This is a genomic window from Proteus hauseri ATCC 700826 (assembly GCF_001654965.1).
Classification (GTDB): domain Bacteria; phylum Pseudomonadota; class Gammaproteobacteria; order Enterobacterales; family Enterobacteriaceae; genus Proteus; species Proteus hauseri.
This window is the reverse complement of sequence record NZ_LXEV01000034.1, coordinates 131753-148461: the sequence shown is the minus strand read 5'-3', so window position 1 is coordinate 148461 and position 16709 is coordinate 131753. Positions and strand designations below refer to the sequence as shown.

Sequence of the window (16709 nt, the reverse complement as noted above, 5' to 3'; positions counted from 1 at the left end):
ACTCAATTTGCTATCTTATCTATTAAAATATTTATCACAGATAGACAGGGGATCTTAGGTTTTTTATTTATGACGTCAATTATTTTTTTACAATAAACTTTTCTTGTGATGAAAAAAAACATCATAAAAATTGATGCCCTGCCTAGTCAAAACAGGGCTTGTTATTACACTTTCTTCGTTGCTTGGTAGACTTTAAATTTACCTGTTGAAGCAAGAACTTCATGAGAACCAAATACATGATCAAGAATATCTGGGTAAGGGATAAATGAGTTTGCAACTATTCTCAGTTTTCCACCTTTTTTCAAGAAGTTAGGTGCTAGGCGAATAATATCTTCTGCGGCTTCGTAACTTGTACCTAAGCCATCATGAAAAGGCGGATTTGAGATAATCCAGTCATAGGTTTCTTCAACCGCAGAGTAAACATTACTTGCGATAACTCGGCCTTCTAATTCATTAACGTTTAATGTTGCGATACTTGAAGAAATAGCGGCTGCATTAACATCACATAGAGTCAGTTTTAGCATAGGGTTTTTCTTACCCAACACGGTGGCTAATACACCACAACCACAAGCCATATCGAGTAGATCACCAACCATAGCATCATCAAATGTAGAGAGTAATAATCGGCTACCTTCATCTAATGCGCTTTGGCTAAATACGCCAGGTAAAGCCATAACGGTAAGATCGTTATGGCGATAAGTCTGCCACCAATTATTACGATCAAACAGTGTTTGATAAGTTTGAGTACCAAAAAAGAGGCTACAACGGCGAGCGGAGTCTATTTTTTTCAGTTTGGCGATACCATTCATTAATTCGGTCGCGCTTTTTACACCACTACGGTTTTCGCCAACGATAAAAATTTCTGTTCCAACTTGTAAATTAGAGCACAGACTACGAAGTTGAAAGGTGGCTTCATTTTTATTTTTAGGCCAGAAGTAGATAAGAGTATCGCAATATTTAACAAATGATTGATCTGCAACTAAACCAAACAGTGCATTATCACCCATTGATTTCAGTAATGGTAACCATTGGTGGTATTGGTTTGTATAAGCTCTAACACTTTTTGCCTGAATCTGCGACGCTAGTGTGTCTTGAAGATCGCCCGCAATAAGTACGTGCCTGTCTGCGAAATGATCAAGGTGACGAAGAATAACTTCGCTTGCAGGGGACAGTGAGGACATTATGATTATTACTCCTTAAAAAACATGAGACGCATGATATCAGATATAAAGAAACCGACGCTATTTATTGGCGTAGATTATGCCCTCTGATACTATGTACCGTTGTTCTACACTTGATAGGTAAGCATAATGAGCCGTAAAGACAGAATGTTATCCCAACTTGGAATTAATCAGTGGGTATTACGTAAGCCTGCTGTACTTAAAGGCGATCATTCTGTTCAATTTCCGGGGACAACACGTTTACTTATCATTACTGATAATACCGTTGATCTAAATAACGGGCTTTTCTCTGATATTTTTAGCGCCATGGGGATAGATAAAAGTGAAATCTATTGTATTACAACAGATGATGTGAGCATGCTCACAGAATCATTTGATCTTCCCTGTTGGTTATTAGGCACTGATCTCTCTCTTCCCTCTCAATATACTTCTTTGAGAAGCCCTTCGTTACATCAATTATATTTTGATGCCGATGCAAAACGCGATCTTTGGAAACAAATCTACCAATATGAAGACTATTTCACCACTAGAGCCGGCTGATTTACCTTTGGCATGGCAAATTGAAAAATTAAGTCATTCATTCCCTTGGAGTGAAGCTACTCTTTATAGCAACCAAGGAAGTAATTATTTTAATCTGAAAATTTGCACTGATAATATTATTGTAGGTTTTGCAATTACGCAATTAATATTAGATGAGGCAACACTTTTTAATATAGCCATTCATCCTGATTATCAAGGGAAAGGTTTAGGTAAAACATTGTTAATGGAACTTATTGATACGCTTGAGAAAAAAAATATCTCGACTTTGTGGTTAGAAGTAAGGGAATCAAATAAAAAAGCGTTTAATCTCTATGAATCTATTGGATTTAATTCGGTCTCTGTACGTAAAAATTACTATCCAACAAAGACAGGAAAAGAAGATGCGATAATAATGGCTTATCCTATTTCTTTCTAATTAAATATTATTTTAAGTTAAATTTAAGACGCCTTATTTGGGGCGTTTTTTTATTTTTATTTTAAATAAATAATTTTTAATTTGTATGAATTTTATTTAATTTTATTCTTTTTGTTACCTTAATCGGAATTTATCTAAATAATTTAACTTTTGTTATAGATGTATTTTTTATCTAAGTTATTAGCATAATGTTACAAAACCTAAATATTTTGATAAATAAAGTAAAGCACCTATTTACTTTTGTTTTAAATAAAATCATCTTTATAAAAAATAGATGATATTAAAATCAAGGAGAGACAATTTATTATTCTAATTTTTATCTTCATTCATCCTTTAGCATAAAATAAAGCGTCTAATTCTTTGCTTTATTAATACATTCTTGATGTGTTTTGTGCTCCCAGTTGTGATTTATTTACTTTGTTAATCAATTTTTGTTGAGATGATGAACAAGAAAGTCGCCTATAAATATAAGACTATGGAGTGGATTCTATAGGTTATTGGGTGAAATGCATGTGATTTAATTATCACAATCACTAGGCTTTAATCTCTTCAGCAGATAAAATAGCAACCATCGATTGTTTATGCAGACAAGATAGGCGAAAATAGCCGCCAATTAAGATTAACTTACGGATTGAATGTCTTTAACCGCCACTTAATTATTATTTATCTAAATATATCAGTGCCTTGCATTCATCCGTCTATCAACCAGAAGATTACCATTGATGTCTAATCCTATTTTTCAGCAAGAAGTTGCTCGTCGTAGAACTTTTGCCATAATTTCCCACCCCGATGCGGGTAAAACAACCATCACTGAAAAAGTGTTGTTATTCGGACAAGCCATTCAGCGCGCAGGAACGGTAAAAGGGCGTGGTTCAAACCAGCATGCAAAATCTGACTGGATGGAAATGGAAAAACAGCGTGGTATTTCGATTACAACTTCTGTGATGCAATTTCCTTATGCTGATTGCCTAGTTAACTTACTCGATACCCCAGGACACGAAGATTTCTCTGAAGATACTTATCGTACATTAACTGCCGTTGACTGCTGTTTAATGGTGATTGACTCCTCAAAAGGGGTTGAAGATCGTACACGTAAATTAATGGAAGTGACTCGCTTACGTGATACTCCAATCTTAACTTTTATGAATAAATTGGATCGTGATATTCGTGATCCAATGGAAGTTATGGATGAAGTTGAAACAGAATTAAAAATTGCATGTAGTCCTGTAACGTGGCCTATTGGTTGTGGAAAGTTGTTTAAAGGGGTTTATCATATTCTCAAAGATGAAACTTACCTTTATCAGACAGGGCAAGGTCATACTATTCAAGATTCTCGTGTTATTAAAGGATTAGATAACCCAGATTTGGATATTGCAATAGGCGACGATTTAGCAAAACAATTACGTGATGAACTGGAATTAGTACTCGGCGCTTCTCATGAATTTGATCATGAAGCATTTTTAGCTGGCGAGTTAACACCCGTTTTCTTTGGTACTGCATTAGGTAACTTTGGTGTAAACCATATGCTTGATGGCTTGGTAAAATGGGCACCAGCGCCAATGCCACGAAAAACGGATGTCCGTGAAGTCATTGCATCAGAAGAGACGTTTAGTGGATTTGTCTTTAAGATCCAGGCCAATATGGATCCTAAACATCGTGACCGTGTTGCATTTTTACGCGTTGTTTCTGGCAAGTACGATAAAGGCATGAAACTGCATCAAGTTCGTATCAAAAAAGATGTGGTTATCTCCGATGCACTAACCTTTATGGCGGGTGATCGTTCTCATGTTGAACATGCTTATCCTGGCGATATTATTGGTTTGCATAATCATGGTACCATTCAAATTGGTGACACCTTTACACAAGGTGAAATCTTGAAATTTACTGGCATTCCAAACTTTGCACCAGAATTGTTCCGCCGTATTCGTTTACGTGATCCACTGAAACAAAAACAGTTACTCAAAGGTCTGGTTCAGTTATCAGAAGAAGGCGCGGTACAAGTATTTAGACCACTGGCTAATAATGACTTAATTGTGGGTGCTGTTGGTGTGCTTCAGTTTGATGTGGTGGTTGCTCGACTGAAAAGTGAATATAACGTTGAAGCGATTTATGAGTCAGTAAACGTTTCAACAGCACGCTGGGTTGAGTGCAGTAGCGAGAAAAAACTGGAAGAGTTTAAGCGTAAGAATGAGCAAAACTTGGCGCTCGATGGTGGTGACAACTTAACCTATATTGCTCCTACAATGGTTAACTTAAACTTAACTCGTGAACGTTATCCTGATGTCGAATTCCATCAAACTCGTGAACATTAATTTTTAAGTTAAGCGTACTTATTGATTAAAAAGTCATGCATTTTTGCATGACTTTTTTGTGGCCTAATTTTACTGTTTTTCTATACTGTTTACTCGTTATTGGCTTGTTTCTTGTCTATTTTTATGATGATGACTATTTTCTGCATTAGTTAATATCCTATCTAAAAGTCCTTCTTAATAGAGAATTGTTCCTTTTTTTTTCTGTTAGCATAACGCCAAAATATATCGTTACTTATAATTATCTATAAGATTATTTGTAGTTATTAATGACTTTTTTAGAATAAAGTTATTAGGAATACTCTTTATTTGCTATTTTTTGCTTTATTTAACCTTGGTTGTTCATTAGGGTGAATACATTATTTGCCAATAATTTGTATTACTTAACTCAAATATACATATTTCCTATCCACTTATTGTGATTAAGGAGAGAGCAATGAAAAAACAAAAAAATATAAAGCGATTACTCGTTATGGTTGTAGGGTTATCTCTGCTTAGTGCTAATGCGCTCGCTGAATCATCTTGGTATGGTGAAATTAATAGCGGAGTAAATACAACGGGTCATTATCTTAGTGATACCGCTATTTCTAAAAAAATTAAAGATACATTATTGCCTATCCAAAGCATTGATAGTGATTCACTTTCTATTCGTACTGAGTTTGGTCATGTGTTTATTTCTGGCTTTGTTAGCAGTAAAGAACAAGAAGCACAGCTAATTCAAATTATTGAAAAAGTTGAAGGTGTTAAAAGCGTTGATTCTTCAGCCAATATAAAATAATGGTTTTTAAATGCGTTTATTAGTAAAAAAAATCAACTTTATTCGATTTATTTTGCATTAATACGTAAAAATAATGACGCAAAAAAAATGTACAGGTATCCTTTATTAAGTTGTATAAAGGAGACATTATGGGGAAATATATACCTGTCACATTAAATGATATAAGTGCACTCGAATTTCAGTCATCCCTTCCTCAAGGCAAAGTGGCTTTAGTATGCGAAGGGGGTGGGCAACGTGGTATTTTTACTGCGGGTGTTCTTGATGAATTTATGCGTTCACAATTTGACCCTTTTGATGTTTTACTTGGGGTTTCTGCGGGCGCACAAAATTTATCAGCTTTTGCATGTGGACAGCGCGGTTATGCGCGTAAGATAATTAATCGCTATACAACTAATAACCAATTCTTTAATCCTATTCGCTTTGTGCGAGGAGGAAATCTACTCGATCTCGACTGGTATATCGACACGACAGCAAAAGAAATGCCCTTAGATATGCACAAGGCTTTGCGCCGATTTGATGCAGGGCGTGAATTTTATATGGTGGCGTGCCGTGCTGATAATTTTGCTGCTAATTATTTTCAACCAGATGAAATGACTTGGCTCGATATCATTAAAGCATCTAGTGCTATTCCTGCTTTTTATCGCAATGGTGTACTGTTTGATGATGTTGTTTATCATGATGGCGGTATTAGTGATGCTATTCCTGTAAGAGAAGCTTATCGTCGAGGATGTCGCACTATTGTTGTTGTTCGCACCGTACCTTCAGAATATCAATACACTACAGAGTGGGTAGAACGAATGGGGAAATGGTTTGAGAATAGCCGTCTACAACGTTTTACGCATATGGCTCAAGTGCATATTGAAACCTATACTCAAACGCTTGAATTTATTCAGTCTCCGCCAGAAGATGTTGTCATTATTGAGATATTTCCACCCACAACATTGCAATCAAGTGCATTAGGAAGTCGTTTAAATGCGTTAAATCATGATTATCATGTTGGTCGCCGTTGTGGACGCTATTTTCTTGCGACGATAGGGCAACATTTTTCTCATAAAAAATTCAAACAGCACGATAAAAAACTCTTCAGCTTATTTGAAAATGAAGCAAAATCAGATAAAGCAGAAGAAGCACAGATTATTCAAAAAGGGACTCGAAGTGTGCATCCTGATGTACGGAGTGTCCAAGAATGAATAAGTTTATTGATACCCACTGCCATTTTGATTTTCCTCTCTTTCAACAAGACCTTACTCAGAGTTTGTCGTTGGCACATCTTGCTAATGTAGAAAAAATAATTATTCCCGCAGTTGCTCGTTGGAATTGGGATATTATCACTGAATTATCAAATAAATATCATCAATTATATGGTGCGTTAGGATTACATCCTTTATATATCGATGAGCATACAGAGCAGCATTTAATTGAATTAAAAGAACGATTAGAAACTGCTTCGTGTTGTGTTGCTGTGGGTGAGATTGGGCTAGATAATTATATGGCTGAACCCCAAACACAAAAGCAGGAACTTTTTTTAATCAAACAACTTAAACTCGCTGCGCAATTCGATTTACCTGTTATTCTTCATTCACGTAAAAGTCATGACAAATTGCATGCACTGTTGCGCCGTTATGATGTGCCTCGTAAAGGGGTTATTCATGGTTTTGCAGGTAGTCAACAGCAAGCAGAAAAGTTTATTGAACTTGGCTATTTTATTGGTGTGGGTGGAACAATCACCTATGAACGGGCACAAAAAACGCGTCGTGCAATTACTTCATTACCTTTAGATAGATTATTGTTAGAAACTGATGCGCCCGATATGCCGGTAAGTGGATTTCAAGGCGAACCCAATCGACCTGAGCGTATTAAGCATGTCTTCTACCAACTTTGTGAGCTACGTCGAGAAACACCAGAAGCTATTGCAGAGCAACTCTATTTGAATAGTCTACAATTATTTCGGTTAACGGATGATATTGTCTCTTTGAATTGAATTTAAGCTGAGTAACTTCCACCTAAATAGATTTTATATTATTGATTTAACTAATTAAATAAAACATCTTTACTTTTATATTCTTATAAATGGTTGATTAGTAATAAACCTATCTTGTTAATTAGATGATATTTTCCTTCTCGTAAAATTGTCTTTTATACTTTTCGCTCCCTTTTATTGTGATCTATGTCTCATTTGTAACTTTTATGTTACTTTTTTCGAGCTTTAAGTGTGATGGATATAGACGGTTCTTTTTCTGGACTGGGTATAATTATTTCGTAAAAGAGTCAGTAGGCTTGAATTCAAGTATTACTGATAATCCATTAAATTTTTTAGGTGAACAGGGATCCTTCAATGCAACTCATTATGAGCTTGGTCGGAATGGTAACGTTAGTATTAATTGCTATTCTTTTTTCCAGCAATCGACGAGCTATTAGATTACGCACCGTTGGTGGCGCATTCCTTATTCAGATTGGCTTAGGGGCATTTGTTCTTTACTCTGAAGGAGGGCGTGAGGTACTTCTTGCGGTTTCTGATGCAGTTAAGAATGTTATTGATTACGGCAATAATGGGATGAGTTTCTTATTTGCTGGATTAGTATCAGATAAAATGTTCGAGCTATTTGGTAATGGCGGCTTTGTTTTTGCTTTACGTGTCTTACCGGTTATTGTTTTCTTCTCTTCATTAATCGCAGTACTGTATTACTTAGGCATTATGCAGATTGTGATTAAAATTCTTGGTGGCGGTTTACAAAAAGTTCTAGGAACTTCGCGTACCGAATCAATGTCAGCAACAGCAAATATTTTTGTTGGACAAACCGAAGCACCACTGGTTGTGCGTCCTTATATTGCGCGTATGACAACCTCTGAGTTATTTGCTGTAATGTGTGGTGGATTAGCTTCTGTTGCTGGTTCTGTACTTGCGGGTTATGCAAGTATGGGCGTGCCATTAGAATATTTGATAACTGCGTCGTTTATGGCTGCACCTGGTGGTTTATTATTTGCTAAATTACTGATCCCTGAAACTGAAACGCCTGACGATCAAAAAGATGCACTCGATAAAATGAGTGATGAAGAAAAACCAGCAAACATTATTGATGCAGCTGCGGCTGGTGCATCTTCGGGTTTACAACTAGCACTTAACGTAGGTGCAATGCTATTAGCATTTGTTGCCTTAATTGCATTAGTCAATGGTATTCTTGGTGGTATCGGTGGTTGGTTCGGTTATGAGAATTTCTCATTAGAACTCGTTTTAGGTTGGGTATTTGCCCCAATAGCCTTCTTGATTGGTGTGCCTTGGAATGAAGCGACTATCGCGGGTTCTTTCATTGGTCAAAAATTAGTTATCAATGAGTTTTATGCTTATTCTGAGTTTAGTAAGTATCTTCAAGAAGATGCCAATGTATTGGCTTCTGGATTAATGGTACTTTCTGATCAAACTAAAGTAATCATCTCCTTTGCACTATGTGGTTTTGCCAACCTTTCTTCCGTTGCCGTATTATTAGGCGGATTGGGCGGTATGGCACCTAATCGCCGTAAAGATGTTGCTCGTTTAGGAATGAAAGCTGTACTTGCAGGTACGCTCTCTAACTTAATGAGTGCGACAATTGCTGGATTCTTCTTTGCATTAACCGCAATGGCTGTTGTTGCTGCGTAATTATTTTTCTGATTAAGAGCAGATAGGTTATTCATCTATCTGCTCTTTTATGTTTGTTTTCTAGTGTGATGTTAACTACTTTTATTATGAGAGATATTTCGCAGATTGTACTGAATATCGCCGATTAGTCTGTTGTTTTGTTTAGATTAAGATTTTTTTGCGTTATAACGACGACTTAATAGCGATATTCGAGTAACATTAAAGCAGAAAATAGCCAAATAGTGACTTCTATCACGTTTTAATGTCATTGATTGCAAGTTGCATTTGATTAGTGTGATGTAAAGCACATCTAATTGTTCCTTAGCGTGTTCAAATAAGATGTGCTGAAACTTCATGGAATGGCGAAAGCTCAATGACGGGTCGCCGAAGTGAGCATAGCGCGGTGAGAAGGATCTCAGCTGTCGTTGTGGTGTTAAGCTGCAACAACATCTTCAAGGAACCAAGTCCGCTCGCCAACAAAATTAATCGCTAACCTTAAGCGTAGCCCAAAGGGCTTGAGAAACATCGTTGGAGAGTTTTATGACAGATTTAACCGCTGCAGCGCGCCTTGCGCTGTCTTTGATGGATTTAACTACATTAAATGATGATGATACTGATGCAAAAGTGACTGCTTTGTGTCATCAGGCTAAAAGCCCAGAAGGCAATACGGCCGCTATTTGTATCTACCCTCGCTTTATTCCTTTAGCGCGTAAAGTGTTACGCGAACAGGGTACACCAGACGTTCGTATCGCAACTGTAACCAACTTCCCTCATGGTAATGATGATTTAGATATCGCATTAGCAGAAACCAATGCGGCATTAGCTTATGGCGCAGATGAAGTTGATGTTGTTTTCCCTTACCGTGCATTTATGGCAGGTAACGAACAAATCGGTTTTGATATCGTTAAAGCATGTAAAGAAGCATGTGCTGAAGCGGGTTCATTACTGAAAGTAATTATAGAAACGGGTGAGCTGAAAGATCCTGCGCTGATCCGTAAAGCATCTGAAATTTCTATTAAAGCAGGTGCAGACTTTATTAAAACATCTACAGGTAAAGTGCCTGTAAATGCAACACTGGAAAGTGCTGAGTTAATGATCCAAGTGATCCACGACATGGGTGTTGGCAAAGAAGTTGGCTTTAAACCTGCTGGTGGCGTTCGTACCGCAGAAGAAGCCGCTCAATACCTTGCTTTAGCTAATCGCATTATGGGTGATAACTGGGTTGATGCCCGTCACTTCCGTTTTGGCGCGTCAAGCTTGTTAGGTAATTTATTAGCCACTTTAGGTCATGGCGAGCAAAAATCGTCTAGTGGTTACTAATCCATTCGTGAAATACGCCCACGGCTAATAAGCATGGGCGTTACTAGTACTATAAAGCCAGGAGGTTGCAGTGTTTCTTGCCCAAGAGATTATTCGTAAAAAGCGTGATGGTCATCCTTTAACTGAGGAAGAAATTCGCTTTTTTATTAACGGTGTCAGAGATAATACTGTTTCTGAAGGTCAAATTGCTGCGTTAGCAATGACTATCTATTTTCATGACATGACTATGCCAGAGCGTGTTGCACTGACATTAGCTATGCGTGATTCCGGTACAGTGCTTAACTGGAAAAGCTTAAACCTAAATGGTCCAATAGTTGATAAACACTCAACAGGTGGTGTTGGTGATGTCACTTCACTGATGTTAGGGCCAATGGTCGCGGCTTGTGGTGGTTATGTACCTATGATTTCTGGTCGTGGACTCGGCCATACAGGTGGAACACTTGATAAACTCGAAGCAATTCCGGGTTTTGATATTTTTCCTGATGATGAAAAGTTCCGCGATATCATTCGTAATGTAGGTGTTGCAATTATCGGGCAGACTAACTCCTTAGCACCTGCTGATAAACGTTTCTATGCAACCCGTGATATTACTGCAACAGTTGATTCGATTCCGCTTATTACTGCATCAATTTTAGGTAAAAAATTAGCTGAAGGCTTAGATGCATTAGTGATGGACGTTAAAGTTGGATCGGGTGCTTTTATGCCAACTTATCAGAAATCTGAAGAGCTGGCGGAGTCTATTGTAAAAGTTGCTAATGGTGCTGGTTGTCAAACCACAGCGCTGTTAACCGATATGAACGAAGTTCTGGCTTCTAGCGCAGGTAATGCGGTTGAAGTTCGTGAAGCGGTTCAATTCTTAACTGGAGAATACCGTAACCCACGTTTATTTGAAGTTACCATGGCTTTGTGTGTTGAAATGCTAGTATCAGGTCGTTTAGCAGATGATCGCCAACAGGCTCGTCAAAAACTGCAAGATGTATTGGATAATGGCAAAGCGGCTGAAGTATTTGGTCGTATGGTTGCAGCCCAAAAAGGTCCATCTGACTTTGTTGAAAACTACAATAAATACCTGCCAACTGCGGTATTAAGTAAACCTGTATTCGCTGAAACTGCGGGATTTGTTACTGAAATGGATACCCGTGCTTTAGGTATGTCTGTTGTGACACTAGGCGGCGGTCGCCGTAAAGCAACTGATGCTATTGATTATAGTGTTGGATTAAGCGATATCGCAGCGCTGGGTGCTGAAATCAGCTCTGATACGCCTTTGGCGATGATCCACGCTAATAGTGAAAAATCATGGCAAGAAGCCGCTGCTGAAGTACGTAAAGCAATAAAAATTGGTGACAGCAAACGTGAAGCATCACCAATGGTTTACCGCCAAATCAGCGAATAAGAACTCAATTACGATTTATAAGTGACATATCCGTGGTCTACGGAAAATGACACAGGAGAGAGAATTATGAAACGTGTATATATCATGGTATTAGATTCCTTCGGTATCGGTGCTGCCGGTGATGCGGAGAAATTTGGCGACCAAGGTTCAAACACTTTAGGTAGTATCGCAAAAGCGTTTGCTGAAGGTAAAGCAGATAAAGACGGTCGTAAAGGTCCTCTTCATTTACCTAATCTATGCCGTTTAGGTTTAGCCAAAGCAGCAGAAGAATCTGCTGGTGAATTCCCTATTGGTTTAGATAAGAACGCAGATATTATCGGTGCGTATGCTTATGCAAGTGAGATCTCTTCTGGTAAAGATACTCCGTCAGGCCACTGGGAAATTGCGGGTGTTCCTGTTCTGTTCGATTGGGGATACTTTAAAGATCTGAAAAACTCTTTCCCACAAGAATTGTTAGAAAACATCGTTAAGCGTGCAAAATTACCGGGTTACTTAGGTAACTGCCATGCATCAGGTACAGTCATTCTTGATGAGCTGGGTGAAGAACATATGAAAACCGGCAAACCGATTTTCTACACCTCTGCTGACTCAGTATTCCAAATTGCTTGTCATGAAGAAACTTACGGCTTAGATAAGCTGTATGAACTGTGTGAAATCGCTCGTGATGAATTAAATAAAGGCGATTACAATATTGGTCGTGTTATTGCTCGTCCATTTATTGGAGACAAACCAGGCAACTTTGCACGTACTGGTAACCGTCATGACTTAGCCGTTGAGCCACCAGCACCAACCATGTTGAAAAAACTGGTTGATGAGAAACAAGGGCATGTAGTTTCTATCGGTAAAATTGCGGATATCTACGCTAACGTAGGTATTACGAAAAAAGTGAAAGCAACCGGTATTAATGCATTGTTTGATGCAACGATAGAAGAAATGAAACAAGCTGGTGATAACACTATCGTATTTACCAACTTTGTTGATTTTGACTCTTCTTATGGTCATCGTCGTGATGTAGTTGGTTATGGTGAAGCGTTGGAATTATTTGACCGTCGTTTACCTGAGCTGATGGAATTGGTTACTGGTGATGATATTCTTATCTTAACCGCAGACCACGGTTGTGACCCATCTTGGCCGGGTTCAGATCATACACGTGAACATATCCCTGTTTTAGTTTATGGTCCTAAAGTTAAACCTGGTTCATTAGGTCATCGTGAAACATTTGCCGATATCGGACAAACTGTTGTGAAATACTTCGGTGTATCACCTGTCGATTATGGTAAAGCGATGTTTTAATTTTACTTCGGTAGGTATAGCAATATACCTACCGATTTATTTGAATAGTAAGTAAAAAGATTAATTAAAAGGAAGAATTATGGCTACCCCTCATATTAACGCAGAAATGGGCGATTTTGCTGATGTCGTTTTAATGCCGGGCGATCCGCTTCGTGCTAAATACATCGCTGAAACTTTTTTACAAGACGTTCGTCAGGTAAATAGTGTTCGTGGTATGTTAGGTTTTACAGGTACGTATAAAGGCCGTAAAGTTTCTGTAATGGGTCACGGTATGGGTATCCCTTCCTGCTCTATTTATGCGAAAGAACTTATTACTGACTTTGGCGTAAAAGTGATCATTCGTGTTGGTTCATGTGGTGCTGTATTACCTGATGTTGAACTACGTGATGTTGTTATTGGTATGGGGGCATGTACTGACTCTAAAGTTAACCGTCTGCGTTTCAAAGACCAAGATTTTGCAGCTATCGCTGATTACCAATTAGTTCAAAACGCTGTTGATGCAGCGAAAGCAAAAGACATCAAAGTTCGCGTGGGTAATATCTTCTCTGCAGATCTGTTCTATTCACCAGATCCTGAAATGTTTGATGTAATGGAAAAATACGGCATCCTAGGTGTTGAAATGGAAGCTGCTGGTATTTATGGTGTTGCTGCGGAATACGGTGCAAAAGCACTGACTATTTGTACTGTATCTGACCATATCAAGAAAGGTACACAAACGACAGCTGAAGAACGTCAAACTACCTTTAACGAAATGATTGAGATCGCATTAGAATCTGTTTTGTTATTAGAAGACTAATCGATAGAGCCTCGTTGCTTAAAATGAAAAAGCCCAATTTTAATTGGGCTTTTTTTGTTTAGTTTTATTTTTAATAAATAAATTAAAAACTAAGGAGCATAAATATAAGTTTCTAAATAAGGATCAACTTTAATCGTATATTTATCAATATCGCCTAAATTAAGAGATGAAGGCTCTTTGCACTCTTTTTTACTAATAATATTATTATCTTTATAAATGATCACACCATTAAAGTACCAGCCTCGTCCCTCACCATCATAAACCACATAACTGTAGTTACCGTTTTTAAAGCGTACATAAGTAGAGGCACCTGCCACAAACATCTGATGACCATAAAAAACATTGTTATTTTGTTTTTGAGGAACTGGAAGCGTTATCTCAGTTTTCGCTAATGTGCCATATCGATAAATGGGTGGTTTACCTTGTTCAGCGAAGACGCTGACATATTTTCCATTTTCAAGCTGACAAGAATACTCTTTAGCTTCTACATTTGAGGCTACTAATACGAATACTGCAGCTGCAATAATAGATGCTCTCATATTGTTCTCTCCATTTAACGCCCACCTCATATTGTTTCGAGTATTACTGTAAGTATCGGCTAAGACCGAAAAATATGTAGAGTAAAAACTCCTAATAGTTTAGATACGTAATTATATTTTCACTTTAACTAAAATTTATCAATTATACAGAATAAATAACTAGTTATGGTTATCTGTTTTTTTATTTCAAGAAAAATAATAGTGATAGTTAACTTATGTGAAATTTTATTTCTAAGTAGTGATTAAAATTAAATATATAATCTAAATTATAAATAAAAAATAGTGTTTTATTTTTAATTTAAAAGGCTTGATTGCATTTAATGTAATCAATTGGAGTTCTATTATAGAAAAAACAGATTAATATAACTTATCGAATGAAGAGGTTAGTAATATCAGTATGTTAGTTGTAAATGGCTTGTTTTTATATATTTATCAACATATTGTAATTATTTCATTCAATATCTTTGTTATTAAAGTATTTTTCATTGTGATCTCAATCACATAAAAGAGATTATTAAAATACCTTACTTGTAAATATAGCTTTCCATTCTCTTTTAATTTGTTGATATATATAACTATTATTGTCCATATAATGTTACCATGTGATTATTCGTTATCACATAAGTAACTAACTTATTTAATAAGAAATTGTATAGTATTGTTATGCAATTAATTTAAGTTATCATCGGTTTTATTTGGAGAATATAGTGAAAAATCAAGATTTATTAGGTTTATCTTCTGCTAACATTCTAAACGCTGAATTTGAGAAGAAATACCATGACGTTATTGCTCACTTTTTCAGCCGTAACCCGAAGTATTGGCCGATATTTCAGGATAAAACAATCCAATCTATTACACAGTTTAGAAAAACGACAACCAATGATAAGGATCAATTACAGCGTTATTCTAATGGGCCTGAGTTATTTGAACGTTTAATGTCTGATACACAAGTTCAACAGCATATTAATTATCCAGAAAACGATCCTAATGAACTGCTGATGCTCGTTTCTACTCTTTGTAAAAACTGGGAGAATCCATTAGCGGTTGAAAACGTAATTGCAATGCCAAGTGATCCGGGTGTTTACGGTTCAATATTAGGGTTAATGGGTAACCCTAATATGGTGTATTGTGAATACTCTGGTATTGCAGATGGATTAGAAAAAGTCACAATCAAAAAAGTTGCAAAGCTGGTGGGTTATGATCCTGAAGTGGCGTCGGGCGTGTTCACGCAAGGCGGTACCATGTGTAACTTATACGGTTATTTATTCGGGTTACGTAAGTCTATGCCTAATTCTAAGCATTTAGGTATGGCTGCTGATCAAGATTATCGTATTATCAACTCTCAAGGCGGTCATTATTCTAATATGACGAACCTTGCGCTGCTAGGTGTTGATGTGGATAACAAAACTATCCGTATTAAAGTAGCTGAAGATAACACTATCGATTTAGATCACTTAGAACACGAATTAAGAGCCTGCTTTACAGTGAAATGTAAAGTGCCAACTATTATGCTCACTACAGGCACAACCGACACTTTTGGTGTTGATGATGTTAAAGGTGTTTGTGAGCTGCGTGACCGCTTATGTGAAGAGTTTGAAATTCCAGTTAAGCCACACGTTCACGTTGATGCCGCTGTGGGCTGGCCTATTATATTCTTCTTAGAATATGATTTTAGTGGCAATCCATTAGCTATTAATGACGCGACATTAGAAGGATTACGTGAAAATGTTGAGAAATTCAAACATCTGAAATATGCCGACTCAATCACTATCGATTTTCATAAATGGGGTTATGTCCCTTACACTTCAAGTATGGTGTTAGTTAAGAATGGTAATGATTTCGTTGCACTAGAAAACGACCCAGAAAACTTTACTTACTTTGAACATGAGCTAGAAGGGCAAACTCACTTACAATCTACTATCGAATGTACGCGTAGTGGTGTGGGGATCTTTGGCGCTTATTCAGCTATGCATTATATGGGCGTTGAAGGTTATCAAACCATTATTGCTCACTGTCTACAAAATGCGAACTATATGCGTCACCAATTATTAGAAATGGGTAATGCAAAGGTTATCGTGCCACAAAACCAAGGGCCAAGTGTTGGTTTTAAACTTTATGATCCTAATTTAGTTAAAGATCCTAATGTTGCTTTTGATTTAGAGCTAACGTGCTCTACGGATAAAGACGCTTATGACTTTATGGTTCATAATACACAGTGGCATAGAAAACTATTCTTACAACGTGGTAGAGAAGGATTATTTACTAACTGGGTAGACTCTATTGCATGTTCTAAATATGCGAAAAATAATCGTTATGTTTATATTCCGGGTGAGAAAGCTGTATTTATGAATCCGAATACAGAGCGTGCGCATATAGATAATTTTTTGAAAATATTAACTAAGATGAGCCAAAATCAAAGTTCAAAGAAAGTAGCAAAAATTTAATTAAATAATTGGCTGATTAAATAGAAACAAACTGTACTTTAGTTGAGAGTAATTCATATTGAAGTACAGTTTTTTTGTTCTATGC

14 protein-coding genes are annotated in these 16709 nt (G+C 37.1%); 12 read left to right on the top strand and 2 right to left on the bottom strand.

What is annotated here, in order from left to right:
• Window positions 1-164: 164 nt before the first annotated feature.
• A complete protein-coding gene (gene rsmC / locus M997_RS16010; RefSeq protein ID WP_064721114.1) occupies window positions 165-1181 on the bottom strand; it encodes a 16S rRNA (guanine(1207)-N(2))-methyltransferase RsmC in 1017 nt (338 codons plus the stop codon).
• Window positions 1182-1310: 129 nt separating this feature from the next.
• On the opposite strand from rsmC, the gene M997_RS16005 reads away from it, so the two are divergent.
• The 11 genes from M997_RS16005 to deoD all read left to right on the top strand — a co-directional run bounded on the left by M997_RS16005 (window position 1311) and on the right by deoD (window position 13641).
• Window positions 1311-1721 carry a DNA polymerase III subunit psi gene (locus M997_RS16005; RefSeq protein WP_064721113.1) on the top strand — a complete coding sequence of 137 codons (411 nt, stop codon included), beginning with the start codon at window positions 1311-1313 and terminating at the stop codon, window positions 1719-1721.
• The gene (rimI, locus tag M997_RS16000) at window positions 1690-2136 is read left to right on the top strand and encodes a ribosomal protein S18-alanine N-acetyltransferase (RefSeq protein ID WP_064721112.1); all 447 of its coding nucleotides are present in this window, start codon (window positions 1690-1692) and stop codon (window positions 2134-2136) included. The genes M997_RS16005 and rimI overlap by 32 nt, the downstream gene beginning before the upstream one ends.
• A 722-nt stretch (window positions 2137-2858) precedes the next feature.
• A complete protein-coding gene (gene prfC / locus M997_RS15995; protein ID WP_064721111.1) occupies window positions 2859-4448 on the top strand; it encodes a peptide chain release factor 3 in 1590 nt (529 codons plus the stop codon).
• Between the two features lie 433 nt (window positions 4449-4881).
• On the top strand, window positions 4882-5223 hold the full coding sequence (locus M997_RS15990) for a BON domain-containing protein (protein ID WP_064721110.1): 342 nt from the start codon (window positions 4882-4884) through the stop codon (window positions 5221-5223).
• Between the two features lie 128 nt (window positions 5224-5351).
• Window positions 5352-6413 carry a patatin-like phospholipase family protein gene (locus M997_RS15985; protein ID WP_064721109.1) on the top strand — a complete coding sequence of 354 codons (1062 nt, stop codon included), beginning with the start codon at window positions 5352-5354 and terminating at the stop codon, window positions 6411-6413.
• Entirely contained in the window at window positions 6410-7204 is a 795-nt protein-coding gene (locus tag M997_RS15980) for a TatD family hydrolase (protein ID WP_064721108.1), read from the top strand. The genes M997_RS15985 and M997_RS15980 overlap by 4 nt, the downstream gene beginning before the upstream one ends.
• Before the next feature lie 354 nt (window positions 7205-7558).
• Window positions 7559-8860: a NupC/NupG family nucleoside CNT transporter gene (locus M997_RS15975; protein WP_064721107.1), complete on the top strand. Its 1302-nt coding sequence runs from the start codon at window positions 7559-7561 to the stop codon at window positions 8858-8860.
• Between the two features lie 519 nt (window positions 8861-9379).
• Window positions 9380-10159, top strand: coding sequence for a deoxyribose-phosphate aldolase (deoC, locus tag M997_RS15970; protein WP_064721106.1), 780 nt, complete (start codon window positions 9380-9382; stop codon window positions 10157-10159).
• Window positions 10160-10229: 70 nt separating this feature from the next.
• Window positions 10230-11552 (top strand): thymidine phosphorylase, encoded by a 1323-nt coding sequence (deoA, locus tag M997_RS15965; RefSeq protein WP_064721105.1) that lies wholly within the window; start codon window positions 10230-10232, stop codon window positions 11550-11552.
• Window positions 11553-11618: 66 nt separating this feature from the next.
• Complete coding sequence (gene deoB / locus M997_RS15960; RefSeq protein WP_064721104.1) at window positions 11619-12845, top strand: phosphopentomutase; 1227 nt, start codon at window positions 11619-11621, stop codon at window positions 12843-12845.
• Between the two features lie 79 nt (window positions 12846-12924).
• On the top strand, window positions 12925-13641 hold the full coding sequence (deoD, locus tag M997_RS15955; protein WP_064721103.1) for a purine-nucleoside phosphorylase: 717 nt from the start codon (window positions 12925-12927) through the stop codon (window positions 13639-13641).
• Window positions 13642-13730: 89 nt separating this feature from the next.
• Here the strand turns inward: deoD and M997_RS15950 are convergent, their stop codons facing one another.
• A complete protein-coding gene (locus M997_RS15950) occupies window positions 13731-14180 on the bottom strand; it encodes a hypothetical protein (protein ID WP_064721102.1) in 450 nt (149 codons plus the stop codon).
• Between the two features lie 707 nt (window positions 14181-14887).
• Here M997_RS15950 and M997_RS15945 point away from each other — a divergent pair.
• Entirely contained in the window at window positions 14888-16624 is a 1737-nt protein-coding gene (locus M997_RS15945) for a pyridoxal phosphate-dependent decarboxylase family protein (RefSeq protein WP_064721101.1), read from the top strand.
• Window positions 16625-16709 lie beyond the last annotated feature (85 nt).

What these genes read in the sequence shown, in the direction of transcription:
- rsmC (WP_064721114.1), bottom strand. Translation starts at nt 1,181, where the DNA reads ATGTCCTCACTGTCCCCTGCAAGCGAAGTTATTCTTCGTCACCTTGAT.
- M997_RS16005 (WP_064721113.1), top strand. Translation starts at nt 1,311, where the DNA reads ATGAGCCGTAAAGACAGAATGTTATCCCAACTTGGAATTAATCAGTGG.
- rimI (WP_064721112.1), top strand. Translation starts at nt 1,690, where the DNA reads ATGAAGACTATTTCACCACTAGAGCCGGCTGATTTACCTTTGGCATGG.
- prfC (WP_064721111.1), top strand. Translation starts at nt 2,859, where the DNA reads ATGTCTAATCCTATTTTTCAGCAAGAAGTTGCTCGTCGTAGAACTTTT.
- M997_RS15990 (WP_064721110.1), top strand. Translation starts at nt 4,882, where the DNA reads ATGAAAAAACAAAAAAATATAAAGCGATTACTCGTTATGGTTGTAGGG.
- M997_RS15985 (WP_064721109.1), top strand. Translation starts at nt 5,352, where the DNA reads ATGGGGAAATATATACCTGTCACATTAAATGATATAAGTGCACTCGAA.
- M997_RS15980 (WP_064721108.1), top strand. Translation starts at nt 6,410, where the DNA reads ATGAATAAGTTTATTGATACCCACTGCCATTTTGATTTTCCTCTCTTT.
- M997_RS15975 (WP_064721107.1), top strand. Translation starts at nt 7,559, where the DNA reads ATGCAACTCATTATGAGCTTGGTCGGAATGGTAACGTTAGTATTAATT.
- deoC (WP_064721106.1), top strand. Translation starts at nt 9,380, where the DNA reads ATGACAGATTTAACCGCTGCAGCGCGCCTTGCGCTGTCTTTGATGGAT.
- deoB (WP_064721104.1), top strand. Translation starts at nt 11,619, where the DNA reads ATGAAACGTGTATATATCATGGTATTAGATTCCTTCGGTATCGGTGCT.
- deoD (WP_064721103.1), top strand. Translation starts at nt 12,925, where the DNA reads ATGGCTACCCCTCATATTAACGCAGAAATGGGCGATTTTGCTGATGTC.
- M997_RS15950 (WP_064721102.1), bottom strand. Translation starts at nt 14,180, where the DNA reads ATGAGAGCATCTATTATTGCAGCTGCAGTATTCGTATTAGTAGCCTCA.